General features: G+C 59.7%; 16 protein-coding genes. 3 read left to right on the forward strand and 13 right to left on the reverse strand.

The features are described from left to right. The first annotated feature begins 50 nt into the window (after nucleotides 1-50). From CW354_RS05280 to CW354_RS05290, 3 genes are read left to right on the forward strand one after another with little or no spacing between them, the layout of a single operon-like run. Nucleotides 51-1,772: an alkaline phosphatase D family protein gene (locus CW354_RS05280; protein WP_104829015.1), complete on the forward strand. Its 1,722-nt coding sequence runs from the start codon at nucleotides 51-53 to the stop codon at nucleotides 1,770-1,772. After that, entirely contained in the window at nucleotides 1,769-2,329 is a 561-nt protein-coding gene (locus tag CW354_RS05285; RefSeq protein WP_104829016.1) for a hypothetical protein, read from the forward strand. Before CW354_RS05280 ends, CW354_RS05285 begins: the two co-directional genes overlap by 4 nt. Continuing rightward, nucleotides 2,326-3,333 carry an adenosine deaminase gene (locus CW354_RS05290; RefSeq protein ID WP_104829017.1) on the forward strand — a complete coding sequence of 336 codons (1,008 nt, stop codon included), beginning with the start codon at nucleotides 2,326-2,328 and terminating at the stop codon, nucleotides 3,331-3,333. Before CW354_RS05285 ends, CW354_RS05290 begins: the two co-directional genes overlap by 4 nt. Here CW354_RS05290 and CW354_RS05295 read toward each other — a convergent pair. The 13 genes from CW354_RS05295 to CW354_RS22985 all read right to left on the reverse strand — a co-directional run bounded on the left by CW354_RS05295 (nucleotide 3,330) and on the right by CW354_RS22985 (nucleotide 12,969). Further along, on the reverse strand, nucleotides 3,330-4,094 hold the full coding sequence (locus tag CW354_RS05295) for a hypothetical protein (protein WP_104829018.1): 765 nt from the start codon (nucleotides 4,092-4,094) through the stop codon (nucleotides 3,330-3,332). The two genes, CW354_RS05290 and CW354_RS05295, sit on opposite strands and share 4 nt — an antisense overlap. A 100-nt stretch (nucleotides 4,095-4,194) precedes the next feature. Further along, the gene (locus CW354_RS05300; RefSeq protein ID WP_207764684.1) at nucleotides 4,195-4,749 is read right to left on the reverse strand and encodes a BPSL1445 family SYLF domain-containing lipoprotein; all 555 of its coding nucleotides are present in this window, start codon (nucleotides 4,747-4,749) and stop codon (nucleotides 4,195-4,197) included. An 83-nt stretch (nucleotides 4,750-4,832) separates the two neighbouring features. After that, nucleotides 4,833-5,513 carry a DJ-1/PfpI family protein gene (locus tag CW354_RS05305; protein WP_104829020.1) on the reverse strand — a complete coding sequence of 227 codons (681 nt, stop codon included), beginning with the start codon at nucleotides 5,511-5,513 and terminating at the stop codon, nucleotides 4,833-4,835. Continuing rightward, nucleotides 5,501-5,866 (reverse strand): MGMT family protein, encoded by a 366-nt coding sequence (locus tag CW354_RS05310; protein WP_104829021.1) that lies wholly within the window; start codon nucleotides 5,864-5,866, stop codon nucleotides 5,501-5,503. The genes CW354_RS05305 and CW354_RS05310 overlap by 13 nt, the downstream gene beginning before the upstream one ends. A 104-nt stretch (nucleotides 5,867-5,970) precedes the next feature. Beyond that, on the reverse strand, nucleotides 5,971-7,167 hold the full coding sequence (locus CW354_RS05315; protein ID WP_104829022.1) for an acetyl-CoA C-acyltransferase: 1,197 nt from the start codon (nucleotides 7,165-7,167) through the stop codon (nucleotides 5,971-5,973). A gap of 10 nt (nucleotides 7,168-7,177) precedes the next feature. Next, nucleotides 7,178-8,095 carry an SDR family NAD(P)-dependent oxidoreductase gene (locus CW354_RS05320; RefSeq protein ID WP_104829023.1) on the reverse strand — a complete coding sequence of 306 codons (918 nt, stop codon included), beginning with the start codon at nucleotides 8,093-8,095 and terminating at the stop codon, nucleotides 7,178-7,180. A gap of 11 nt (nucleotides 8,096-8,106) precedes the next feature. Next, nucleotides 8,107-8,553, reverse strand: coding sequence for an OsmC family protein (locus tag CW354_RS05325; protein WP_104829024.1), 447 nt, complete (start codon nucleotides 8,551-8,553; stop codon nucleotides 8,107-8,109). Nucleotides 8,554-8,565: 12 nt separating this feature from the next. Next, nucleotides 8,566-9,021: a MaoC family dehydratase gene (locus CW354_RS05330; RefSeq protein ID WP_104829025.1), complete on the reverse strand. Its 456-nt coding sequence runs from the start codon at nucleotides 9,019-9,021 to the stop codon at nucleotides 8,566-8,568. A gap of 34 nt (nucleotides 9,022-9,055) precedes the next feature. After that, nucleotides 9,056-10,195 carry an acyl-CoA dehydrogenase family protein gene (locus CW354_RS05335; protein ID WP_104829026.1) on the reverse strand — a complete coding sequence of 380 codons (1,140 nt, stop codon included), beginning with the start codon at nucleotides 10,193-10,195 and terminating at the stop codon, nucleotides 9,056-9,058. A gap of 55 nt (nucleotides 10,196-10,250) precedes the next feature. Next, nucleotides 10,251-10,475, reverse strand: coding sequence for a hypothetical protein (locus CW354_RS05340; RefSeq protein WP_133162189.1), 225 nt, complete (start codon nucleotides 10,473-10,475; stop codon nucleotides 10,251-10,253). Nucleotides 10,476-10,501: 26 nt separating this feature from the next. After that, on the reverse strand, nucleotides 10,502-11,716 hold the full coding sequence (locus CW354_RS05345; protein WP_104829028.1) for an acyl-CoA dehydrogenase family protein: 1,215 nt from the start codon (nucleotides 11,714-11,716) through the stop codon (nucleotides 10,502-10,504). Then, nucleotides 11,713-11,979 (reverse strand): DUF1272 domain-containing protein, encoded by a 267-nt coding sequence (locus CW354_RS24035; protein ID WP_104829029.1) that lies wholly within the window; start codon nucleotides 11,977-11,979, stop codon nucleotides 11,713-11,715. Before CW354_RS24035 ends, CW354_RS05345 begins: the two co-directional genes overlap by 4 nt. A 93-nt stretch (nucleotides 11,980-12,072) precedes the next feature. Then, the gene (locus CW354_RS22985; protein WP_133162190.1) at nucleotides 12,073-12,969 is read right to left on the reverse strand and encodes a hypothetical protein; all 897 of its coding nucleotides are present in this window, start codon (nucleotides 12,967-12,969) and stop codon (nucleotides 12,073-12,075) included. Nucleotides 12,970-12,972 lie beyond the last annotated feature (3 nt).

Below are 12,972 nucleotides of genomic sequence, written 5' to 3' on the forward strand. Positions count from 1 at the left end.
CGTCCCACGGGACTATCGGCCGCAGCGTTTTCGGGGAAGGGGAAAAACCTATGTCGAACAAGATCACGCGCCGCGCCGCGCTTGCATCGGGGCTCGCCGTCAGCGCCGCCTCCTGCGCCTCGGCGCCGAAAATGACGCCTTACGTCTCGACGAGCGAGGCTGCGACAGGCGTCTTTTCTCATGGCGTGGCGTCCGGCGATCCGGCGCGGACTTCCGTCGTCATCTGGACGCGAATTGCACCGCCTGAAAACGGCTCGCGCGCCCTCGTCGACTGGGAGATCGCCAGCGACGAGACTTTCACTGACATTGTCGCAAAGGGGGACGCGCCGACCGGCATGCACCGCGACTGGACGGTGAAAGCGCTCGCGACCGGCCTCGCGCCCGGATCGACTTATTATTATCGCTTTACTATCGCCGGCGCGTCATCGCCGACGGGCCGCACCAGAACGCTGCCCGACGGCGCCGTCGACAAGGCGCGCTTCGCCGTCATTTCCTGCTCGAATTACCCTTTCGGCTTTTTCAACGTCTACGATCTCATTTCACGCCAGGACGATCTCGACGCGATCGTCCATCTCGGCGATTATATCTATGAATATGGCCGCGACGGCTATGGCGGAGAGACCGGCGCGAGGCTCGGCCGCGATCACGAGCCGGCGCATGAATGCATCACGCTCAGCGACTATCGCCGCCGTCACGCGCAATACAAGGCCGACCCGGCGAGCCAGGCCGCGCATGCGAAACATCCGTTGATCGCGATCTGGGACGATCACGAAACCTCGAACAATTCATGGAAAGGCGGCGCGGAAAACCACGATCCCGCCACCGAAGGCGAGTGGGAAGCGCGCCGGCGCGCGTCCCTGCAGGCCTATTACGAATGGCTGCCGGTGCGCGAGCCCGACATGACGCCCGAAGCTTTCTTCCGCTCCTTCTCCTATGGCGATCTCCTGACCATCGCGGCGCTAGAAACGCGGCTGATGGCGCGCGCCCGGCAGTTTGAATATACCGACATCGTTCCGACCCTGAAGACGGCCGAAGACATCGAAAACTTCAAGACCAAGATCCTCTGGGACGAAACCCGCGAAATGCTGGGCGCGGCGCAGCTCGATTATTTCGACCGTGTCTGGCGCAACTCCGTCGCGGCGGGCCAGCCCTGGCGGCTCGTCGCCAATCAGGTGACCATGGCGAAAGTCACCGCCCCGGATCTCACCGACTATGTCACCGAGGAAGACATCATCAGCCTCGAAAAGGAGTGGGCGCCGGCGCGCGCCTTTGTTAAATCATCCGCCCTCGGACTGCCGAGCAATCTCGACGCCTGGGACGGCTATCCGGCGGCGCGCGAACGTTTCTACGGCATGGTCGATGAAGCGGGCGGCGGCGGCATGATCGTCGTCACCGGCGACACCCATACCTGGTGGGCGAACGACCTTACGGACAAGAGCGGCAAACAGGTGGGCGTCGAGCTCGGCGCGCACTCGGTCACCTCGCCCTCGCCTTATCGCAATGAATTTCTCGGCGGCAAGGGCGCGGAATACGCCCTCCTCACCAATCGCGAGAACAAGGACGTGCGCTTCCTTTCCGGCGAATATCACGGCTTTATCGATCTCACGATCACGCGAGACGGCGCGCGCGCCGAATACAAAGCCGTCGACACTGTCGAAAGCCGCAATTACAACGCTTTCGTTCACGCCGCCTTCGACATCGCCAGAACCGAGGGCGGCGCCGAGTTTGCCGACGCCGACGAGCTCAGCTTTAAGGAGAGTTATCTCTTTTGAAAAAAGGCTGGATCACACGACAGATTGAAGCCGCCTCGCCGGCCGGATTCATCTTCTGGTTCGCCGTCCTCGTCGTTTATTCCTTCTGGGCGTTCGCCATGAACAGCCCGTGGACGCGCGCCATGGAGGCGGCGGGCGGCGTCCTGCCGGAAACCAAGCCCGGCATTCCCGCCATCGAGCCCGTGCGCACGCTTCAGGCGCTGGGCGAGGCGACGGGCGATTATATATTCTGGCAGCTGCTCGACTTTCCCTATGTGGTGATGAGTTTCTTCGCCGCCGTCTTCGGCATGGGGCTCGGCCTTAAAGCCCTGCGCCTGGCGCAGAGCCCGCTGCGCTATCTTCTCGTCCTGCCTGTCATCTACGCCGTCTGCGAGCTCGTCGAAAACGCGTTTCTCGCCAGCTTCGCCGCCGGTCTCGTTCAGCCGGCCGAAGGCGTCGTCCTGGTTCAGCAATTCGCGACCACGCTGAAATTTGCGAGCGGCGTTCCGGCCTCCCTGCTCGGGGTTCTCGGCGCCCTCATTGCGCTTGCCGCTTTTCTTTTCCGGAAACGACCGTGACCAAAGACGACCTCATCGCCTATGCGCAAGCGCTGCCGAAAGCGGAGCTGCATCTTCACATCGAAGGCAGTCTCGAACCGGAGATGCTGTTCAAGCTGGCGCAGCGCAACAAGGTCGATATTCCGTTCAAGTCGGTGGAGGAAATCCGCGCGGCTTACGAATTCTCGAACCTGCAGGATTTTCTCGACATCTATTATCAGGGGATGAATGTCCTGAGAACGGAGGAAGATTTCTTCGACCTCACCATGGCGTATCTCAACCGCGCCCGCGCCGACAATGTGCGTCACGCCGAAATCTTCTTCGATCCGCAGGGCCACACCGAACGCGGCGTGTCTTTCGATACTGCGATCAGCGGCATTGTGACGGCGCTTTCCATGGCGAAGGCGCAGTTCGGCATGACCGCGAAGCTGATCATGTGTTTCCTGCGGCATCTGCCGGAAGAAGACGCCTTTAAAACCCTTGAACAGGCGGAAAACTGGCTCGACCGGATCGAGGGTGTGGGCCTCGATTCCTCCGAAGTCGGCCATCCGCCGTCGAAATTCGAACGCGTTTTCAAGGCGGCGCGAGAGCGCGGGCTTAAAACTGTCGCCCATGCCGGCGAAGAAGGCCCGCCGGATTACGTGCATGAGGCGCTCGACCTCCTCGCCGTCGACCGGCTCGATCACGGCAACCGCTCGCTCGAAGACGACGCGCTGACAGCGCGGCTCGCAAAAGAAGAGATGACGCTGACCGTCTGCCCGCTCTCGAATTTAAAACTCTGCGTCGTCGACGCCATGACCGCGCATCCCTTGAAACGCATGCTCGATCTAGACTTGCGCGCGACGGTCAATTCCGACGATCCGTCTTATTTCGGCGGCTATGTGAGCGACAATTTCAAAGCGGTGATCGAGGCGCTGCCTTTAACGCGCGAGGATGTCAAAACGCTCGCGAAAAACAGCTTTCTCGGCTCGTTCCTGTCGGAAGGCGAAAAACGCGCGCAGCTTGCGGCGATTGAAACGGTCTAACCGGCGAAGACGGAATAGAGCCCTTTCGCCGCCATGCGCCAGGGCGGCGCATCATAGGCAAGAACTTCCACAAGATGCGCGATGATGATGATGAAACTCCCCATGCGGATATAGACGGGATGAACCGCCTTCAAAACCACCCGGTCCCTTATCATCGCGATTGCAATCGCAAGATCGGCGATGAGCGGCGCAACCCGCATCGCCAGTCCAGGGTCCGGGAATAAATCGAGCCTGAGGCGCATCCAGATGGGCCATAAAAGCGCCGCGGTCGCCAGCAGCATAAAGCGCGCATAGGCGTCCGGCCGCTTCTCATTGAAAACCGCGGCGACGGCGCAGGACAGAAACAACAGCGCCGCCGCGAAAAAACTCAGGAAAGGCGAATAGGCCGCGCTTCGCGATTCTCCCGCAAGTCCCTGCCCGACAGTTTGCAAGCCCAGACGCGGCAGGGCGTAGGCCATGACCACCGCCAGCACCATGGCGAGAAAACCAATGTCGCCGCGCCGGCGCACGCGTTTCGCGCGCGCCAGCCACAAAACGAGCGCAGACCAAAGACACGCCAGCGCGCCATACCCGAAGACGGGCCCGCGGGCGGCGAAATGTTCCGCCGAGATGAATGTCCCTGCAAAGCCGGCGAGCGCCGCGATCAGCGCGATGGCCGCCATGGCGACATAAAAGAGAGCGCGCTCTTCGCGCGCGCCCTTGCCCGTCAAATCCGGCTTCGCTGAAACCAGCGCCGCCCCCATGGAACCCCGCTCCGTCATACGCCACCGCCCCGCCGCCTCTTCAGGACGGCCGGGCCCCCTCGCCGCTAACGATGCGGCGAGGACTCTGGTTTGTAAAGGGAGCGCCTGGCGCGCGCGTTTAGTCGTCGTGGATCCGGGAAATCTTCGAGCCTTCAAGGGAGAGATTGTACATCAGGCCCTTGGAGTCGAAAACGAACGCAACGATCGGCTGGTTGAGCTGCGTCGCGTCGATCGCGCCGCCCGCGCCGACAGTGACCACCGTCACCGAGGCGTCGACGCCGATTTCCCAACCGTTGCTGTAGCGAAATTTTTCGAGCGCTTTCGGATCGAGGAAGACGATAATCTGGCGGCGCGCCTGCGCCCCCAATTGGAAGCCGATGGAGGCCGATGCGGTCGAATAATAACCGACCGTCTGACCGCCGACGCGCAGCGCGCCCTGGCCATATTCCCCGCCAATGCCGATGCCGGCCTTTTTGATCGACGGAAAGACGAGCACGCCCGCAGCTCTCGCCAAGACGTCGTCGGCGCCGCCGATGTCTTCGCGGAACTCCGCGAGCGCCTTGTCCGTGCGCCGATCGATTTTTTCTTTCGACGCGGCGTGCGCGGCTCCGGTCGCAACCATCAGCACGGCCAAAATGGCGAACACCGGTTTGAAGATTTGGGACATAGTCATCAGGGTCTCCCAGCAAGGAATGAGTCGAGCGCATCATAGCCCCGATTGGGACCAGATTGCGGCGATTTTTCGTTACCGGGGTATTACGATTGTTTAAGGGCGCAACCAAGAGCCTCGCGAAACGCCGCAACGCGCGGCGCGTAACGCTCTCTTTGCGATTCCAGCACGCCGGGCGAGGCTTTGTCCGGAACGCCGGCGTCAAAAGGAGGAGCCGGGTCATATTCAAGGCCGAGCTGGATGGCCCTGGCGTGCTCTTCCCCTGCGATCTCCGCCATCAGCGTGAAGGCGAAATCGATCCCGGCGGTGACGCCGCCGCCGGTAAAGAGATTTCCGTCGCGGACAACCCGGGCCTTCACCGGTTCGGCCCCGACGCGCTTCAACTCGTCATGATAGGCCCAGTGGGTCGTCGCTTTCTTTCCTTGAAGCAGGCCTGCGGCGCCGAGAATGAAGGCGCCGGTGCAAACGGAGCTCACATAGCGCGCGCCTTCAGCCTGGCGCCTCACAAAAGCAATCGTTTCTTCGTCCTGCATCGCATCGTCGATGCCGAAACCGCCGGGAACGCAGAGAAGGTCCGCCCCCGGACAGCTTTGAAAGTCGTGCGTCGGGTTCAGCGTCAGCACCGCATCGGTCGGAACCGGCTCCATTGTTTTTGCAGCGAGCGAAACTTGCGCCCCGGGCAGGCGCGACAGCACCTGCAAGGGCCCTGTAAAATCGAGCTGCGTCAGGTTCGGGAAGAGCAGGAAGACGATGTTCATTTTTTCCATCCGGCGATGATTTCCATCACCTCTTCAATGGAGAGGCCGGATTTGTCCACCCACTTTTGCGTGGGGCCCTTCCAGCGGCATTGCGCCCAGTCGACGGCGCCGTTCTTTTTAAAGGCGACGCCTTCGGCTTTCAAACGCCTGCGCTGCTCCTCAGCGCCGGAATGATCGGCAGGGGCGCCGGACGCCGTGATAATGCGATACCATTTCAGGTCTTTCCGCGCAGTCCACATGGCGCGCGCCACCATGCGCGGCCCGACGCCGGGCAGAAGGCTCGCGATCATGCCGTAGCTCGCCGCCTCGCCCTTCGGCACTTCGCGGATGAGATCGTGGATGGCGTCGTAGTCAGTAGGCATGTGGCGAGCCTTCATCCTGAGGAGCCAAGCCCCTTCGTCCTTCGAGACGCGGCTTCGCCGCCCTCAGGATGAAGGGGCTTGGCGTCTCGAAGGATTAAGGCGTTTTACGCGACTTCAAACAAACCCGCCGCCCCCATGCCCCCGCCGACGCACATGGTGCAGACGACATATTTCGCGCCGCGGCGTTTGCCCTCGATCAGGGCGTGGCCGACCATGCGCGCGCCGGACATGCCGTAGGGGTGGCCGATGGAGATGGCGCCGCCATTGACGTTCAGGAGCTCATCGGGAATGCCGAGTTTGTCGCGGCAATAGATGACCTGCACCGCGAAAGCCTCATTCAGCTCCCAAAGGCCGATATCGTCCATCTTGAGATTGAACTTTTCGAGGAGCTTCGGCACGGCGAAGACGGGGCCGATGCCCATTTCATCGGGGTTGGTGCCGGCGACCGCCATGCCGCGGTAAATCCCGAGCGGTGAAAGTCCGCGTTTTGACGCTTCCTTGGCTTCCATGACCACGGCGGCGGAGGCGCCGTCGGACAATTGCGAGGCGTTGCCGGCGGTGATGTATTTGCCTTCCGCCACCTGTTGGCCGCCTTTGAAGACGGGCTTCAGCCCTTGCAGACCTTCGAGCGTCGTTTCGGGGCGGTTGCCCTCGTCCTTTTCGAGATGCGCCTCGACATCGGTGACGTCGCCCGTCTCCTTGTTCATGAATTTCATGACGCTTTGCAGCGGCACGATTTCATCGTCGAATTTGCCCGCCTGCTGCGCGGCGTGGGTACGTTGCTGCGATTGCAGGGCGTATTCGTCCTGCGCCTCGCGGGGGATATTGTAGCGCTCAGCGACGATCTCCGCCGTTTCGATCATCTGCATATAAGTGGCGGGCAGATTTTCGATGAGCCACGGATCGGGGTGCACGAACATCTGCTTGGTCTGGTTCATGGAGATCGACTCGACGCCGACGCCGATCGCGACCTGCATGTTGTCGGAGATCACCTGCTTCGCCGCGGTCGCGATCGCCATCATGCCCGACGCGCATTGCCGGTCGAGGGACATGCCCGGGACCTCATGCGGCAATCCGGCGCGCAGGAGCGCAAGGCGCGCGACATTAGGCGTTGCAGTGCCCATCTGCAGCGCCGCGCCGGCCACCACATCCTCGACCTCGCCCGGCTCGATCTTGGCGCGCGCAATGGCGTTGGTCATGGCGTGAGCCGCCATCGCCGGCGAGGTGGTGTTGTTGAAAGCGCCGCGATAGGCCTTGCCGATGGGCGTGCGGGCGGTCGAAACGATGACGGCTTCTCTCATGATAAAATTCCTATTTCTTTTCCGCGTAGGCTTTCGCCTTGGTCATAAAGTTCATGTTCGGGCCCGAAGACGTCTCGTAATAATGTACGGTCTCGGTGTCCGAAATTTCATCCCACTTTTTCGCGATCTCTTCCGGCGTCTGCATGTCCGGCGGCAGGTAAACGCCGTCAGTCTCGACGACATAGGCGCGCGAATAACCGCCCGCGGCGCAGGACACAATCGCGCGAGACGGCGCGTCTTCGCTGACAAGGTAAAGCATCGCCGCGGTGATCGCTTCGGGCGTCATCTGGTCGAGAATTTCTTCGGGAATGCCGAGATCGACGGTCATGCGCGTCTTGGCGGACGGCGAAAGGAGGTTCGTCTTGATGTTGTATTTCGCGCCTTCGAGATGCAGCGCGTTCATCATGCCAATCATCCCGGCTTTCGCGGCGCCGTAATTCGCCTGCCCGAAAATGCCGTGAAGGCCCGAGGGCGAAGACGTCATGATCACGCGGCCATAGGCCTGCTCGCGCATGATCGGCCAGACCGTATGGGTGCAGATCGCCGAACCGACGAGATGCACGTCGATCACGGCGCGAAAATCGTCGAGCGTCATTTTGTGAAACGACTTGTCGCGCAAAATGCCGGCGTTGTTCACCAGAATGTCGATGCGGCCCCATTTGTCCATGGCGGCTTTCACCATGGCGGCGACTTGCGTCTCGTTTGTGACATTGGCGCCGTCGGCGATCGCCTCGCCGCCCAAGGCGTTGATGTGATTCACGACTTCTTCCGCGGCGGAAAGCGATCCGCCGGATCCGTCCCGCGCGCCGCCGAGATCGTTGACGACGACTTTCGCGCCGCGTTCGGCGAGCGCCAGCGCGTGGGACTTGCCGAGACCGTTGCCGGCGCCGGTGACAATAGCGACTTTTCCGTCAAATCTGATCGACAAGGGACTGCTCCTTAATAATGGACGATAATCTCGGTCTTCACCGAATTGGCGATGAAGCACTGGTCATGGGCGCTGTGATGCATGCGCTCAAGCGTATCGGCATCGACCTCGACGCCGTCGGCGAATTTGATCTTGGGATGCAAATTGACGCGGGTGATCGCGAGTCGGCCCTCGGCGTTTTTCTCCATATGCCCGACCGCGTGATCTTCATAGGCGTCGACCGTCAGGCGCTTGCGCGCGGCGATGGCGAGAAAAGTCAGCATATGACAGCTTGAAACGGAGGCGACGAACGCCTCTTCTGGATCGAGGCAGGAAGGATCGCCAAGATAGCCGGGCGCGGCGGCGGCGGCGATCTCAAGCCCGTTGTCGAAACGCCAGACATGGGTGCGGTTGTAATCGTCATAGGCGAAACTTTCCGTTTCGCGCTCCCAGACGATGTCCGCAACATGTTCAGACATTGAACCGCTCCCTCACACAAACTGCATGGTCAGCCATTCGGCGACAAGGGCGGGCTTCGTCTCCCCTTCGATCTCGACTTTAACAGCGTATTTAAAAGTCCACTGGCCAGGCGCCTTCGTGTCCGCAGACATCAGCGTGAAGCGTCCGCGGATTTTCTGGCCTGACTTCACCGGATTGACGAAACGCACTTTTTCAAAGCCGTAATTGACGCCCATCTTGACGCCTTCGAACACGATGACGGCGCCCGGGGCCAGCTTCGACAACATAGAGAGCGTCAGAAAGCCGTGGGCGATGGTCGTCCCGAAAGGCGTCTTCGCCGCCGCTTCCGGGTCCACATGGATGAACTGATGGTCTTCGGTCACATCGGCGAACTGGTCGATCCGCTCCTGATCGATTTCGACCCAGTCGGAAACGCCAGTTTCCTTGCCGACGAAATCATTGATGGTCTCCGGCGTTGCAGACGGCATGGGCAGGCTCCTTAAAAATGTCGCCGAAGGCTTATCAGTAACCGCGCATCTGCGCGAGCCGGTCGGCGTGGAAAGACCCGTCGCCGAACATTTCCTGGGCGACGCGGATGCGCTTCATGTAAAAACCGACATCATATTCGTCTGTCATGCCAATGCCGCCATGCATCTGCACGGCTTCCTGGCTGGCGAGCTTGGCGACCTCCCCGGCCTTGGCCTTGGCCAGCGAACAGATCGGCCCCGCCATGCCGTAATTCTCGTCGAGCTCCTGCAGCGCTTTCAGAACCGCGGATTTCACAAGCTCGATTTCCGAATAAAGATGCGCGGCGCGATGCTGCAGCGCCTGGAAGGTTCCGATCTCGGTCCCGAACTGCTTGCGTTCTTTGAGATAAGTCACGGTCATGGCGAAAGCCTGCTGCGCGGCGCCCGACATTTCAGCCGAAAGCCCGGCGCGCCCGGCGTTTAAGACGCCTTCAAGCGCCATATAGCCGCCATCGACTTCGCCCAGAACATCGTCGCCGGTCGCTTCGACGCCGTCGAATGTGATGCGCGCGGCGTTGCGGCTGTCGATCATCGCCGTGCGCTCCACGGAGACGCCTTTCGCCTTCGCATCCACGAGGAAGAGCGTCAGCCCGTCCGTCTCGCCGGCCGAACCGGCGGAGCGCGCCGCAACGATGATCTTGTCGGCCACATGTCCGTCGGCGACAAAGGTCTTGTCGCCGGACAGCTTGAACCCGTTGCCGTGCTTTTCCGCCTGCATGGCGATTTTGGCGGGGCCGTGCTTGCGGGTCTCATCGACGGCCAGCGCATAGAGCGCCTCGCCGCCCGCAATTTTCGGCAGGTTCTCCTGTTTCTGGGCGTCGCTGCCGATCTTCTTGAACGCCGTCGCGGCGAGGATCGAGGTCGAAAGGAACGGCGAGGCCGTCAGGGTGCGGCCCATTTCCTCGGCGAGGACCCCGGCGCCCACAAACCCGAAATCGGCGCCGCCATGTTCTTCGCTGACGAGAATCCCGGCCCAGCCCATCTCCGCCATTTCTTTCCAGAGATCGCGGGAAAATCCGTCTGGATCTTTCGCATCGCGTAATTTGCGCAAGGCGGAGACCGGCGCTTTTGTCTCCAGAAATCCGTGCGCCGACTCGCGCAGCATTTCCTGTTCTTCGGTGAGGACGAGAGGCATGTTACTTTTCCAATCCTGTCGCGATTAATGCACTAATAGCCGCTTCGTGAGGTGTTTATTTTTTGCGATGAAACCTGAGGACTCCGACAAAAAGAAAAACAGCGAACATGATGAAATAGAAAAGCAATACTCCTCCACATCCATTCTTCGGCCCATTCAACAAACACACCGATGAAAACAATGTCTTTCCATCCAGACCAACCTTGACGGCCACGTTGATAACATCAAAAACGCCGCCCGCTAACAGCGCCCAAAACCCTGCAAAGAGAATGCTCTTCAAGACCCTCATGTAAAAACCTTCGTCGCTTATGCGCCCGGCAGTTCGAGAATGCGCTTGGCGATGATGTTGAGCTGCACTTCCGAGGTGCCGCCTTCGATGGAGTTGGCCTTGGTGCGGAGCCAGTTGCGCGCGCGTTTGCCGTCCTTGGTGCGCTCGCCTTCCCATTCAAGCTCGTCGGAGCCGCCCATATCCATAAGAATTTCAAAGCGGCGTTTGTTATATTCCGTGCCGTAATATTTCAGCATGGAGGAATTGGCGCCGACGCCCTGTCCGGCTTTGGCTTCGTCTTTCATGCGCTCTAGCGTCAACAGGAACGCCCAGCCGTCGACTTCGGCCTGCGCGATTTTTCCGCGCAACAAGGGATCGGCGAGCCGTCCGCCTTCTTCGCGGCCAACCTCGTCCGCGGCGACCTGGCCCATGCCGCGCGAGGACATGGCGTTGCCGACGCTGCCCGCGCCGCCGGAAATCATTTCGCGCTCATGGGTCAACAGATATTTCGCGACGTCCCAGCCGCGATTGATCTCGCCGACAATCGCAGAGACGCCCGGCGCGTATTCCTTCGGCGCAGTTGCATCGTCGAAAAAGGTTTCGCAGAAAGGCGAGTTGCCGGAGATCAGCTTGATCGGCTTCGTCGTGACGCCCTTCTGGTCCATGTCGATCAGAATGAAGCTGATGCCGTTATGCTTCGTGGCTTTCGGATCGGTCCTGACCAGCACGAAAATCCAGTCGGATTTGTCAGCGTAAGAGGTCCAGATTTTCTGGCCGTTGATCAACCAATGGTCGCCCTTGTCCTCGCACTTGCATTGCAAAGATGCGAGGTCCGAGCCGGCGTTGGGTTCGGAATAGCCCTGGCACCAGCGGATTTCGCCGCGCGCGATGGGCGGCAGGAAATGAGCTTTCTGTTCATGGGTCCCGTATTTCAAAAGCGCGGGACCGAGCATCCAGATGCCGAAGCTTTCGAGCGGCGAGCGGCATTTCAGGTCGCGCATCTCCGCTTTCAGGACTTTCACTTCCTCTTTCGAAAGTCCGCCGCCGCCATATTCTTTCGGCCAGGCCGGCACGGTCCAGCCTTTTTCCGCCATGCGGTCGAGCCAGAGTTTCTGGGCGTCCGACTGGAATTTCCACTGCTTGCCGCCCCAGCAGACGTTTTCCTCGCCGGCGGCGCCGTCGCGCATCTCCTCGGGGCAGTTTTCTTCAAGCCATTGGCGCGCTTCGGCGCGGAACGTTTCAAGGTCGCTCATCTCGGCGCTCCTTTTCTGTTTCTCATCGTTGTTCGGACGGCGTGTCTTTCAGGCCCGCACAGAATTCGCCGATTTCGGCGCGGCGTCTTCGGGCGGATCGGGCGCGGCGCGAAGCCGCCGCCGCAATTCGGGCAGACATTATGGAGCACAGTGTCGACGCAAGTCGCGCAGAAGGCGCACTCATAAGTGCAGATGCGCGCCTCGACCGCATCGGGCGGCAGGTCCTTGTCGCACCATTCGAAATTGGGCCGGATTTCCAGCACGCCCCGCTCTCCTCACATGACGGAACGGTTTTCTCCGCCTTTTTGGCCCCGTGCAAGCTTTTGATGCAGTGCGGTAGGCATAAAAGCAGGGATTTAGACAGAAGCTTTTGCTGACTGAAGCTGGCGCCAGCAATCATTAAACTGTGGGACTAACATGAGACGGCAACCATCATGGTCTTGCGAAGTAACCCTCGTGCCGTCCCATGCCACCAGCCTACCATTTTCCGGCACACCGGCAACGAAACAAGCTGACCAAAGAACATATCCACTTTTTACCAACCTGCCTTCATAACTATTGAGAACGTAGGACAGCATACGAACCATGCTCATTCCTAGTTCTTGGATAACTTCGGCAATATTGATTTCATCTGGGGGAGAGGTCAAATCTGCAATTAAGATTTTTCCCCAGCCAAAAGAAGAGACTGTCAACACAGTCTTACTAATCTCAATTTTTAGCTCTGCACTTTCTGCAGGACCACCCCTTTGTGGCAGGCGCAGGAGATAGATGTCCAAGTCAGGAATAGAATAATGGCTTGAGTAATTTCGTAACTTATAAAACAGCCGGTGTGCGAAACAATTGTCAAATTCATCGCTTAAAAGCTTTTTAAAACCCTTGGCCTGCTGAGATTTATCGCCAAACGATGATGAAATTATGCGACTACAAATGTCCCGCATGGCAGAAAAAGAGTAAAGTATGTTTGAAAACCGTTGGCCAAATCGTGTCTTTGCACGAAGCAGCCAGTTTGGGTCTGATACTATCTTTGCGCCCCCAGCTTTTGCCTCTTCCAATACATGAGAAGCCGTAGAGGCAAAATCTTCCAAATTAAGGCGAAAAAAATCGGACGTCTCCACCACTTCATACACTGAAGAAACAACCGACTGCGCCTCCTCAAGTATTTTTAATTGATGCGCATTTAGCGGGTCATCGCATTTGCATCTGACATGCGCCCCTGCTTCATCAAACAAGAGATATCCAAGGTGAAACGTCATGAA

The sequence above is a fragment of the Hyphococcus luteus genome, from assembly GCF_002943565.1.
Lineage (GTDB): Bacteria > Pseudomonadota > Alphaproteobacteria > Caulobacterales > Parvularculaceae > Hyphococcus > Hyphococcus luteus.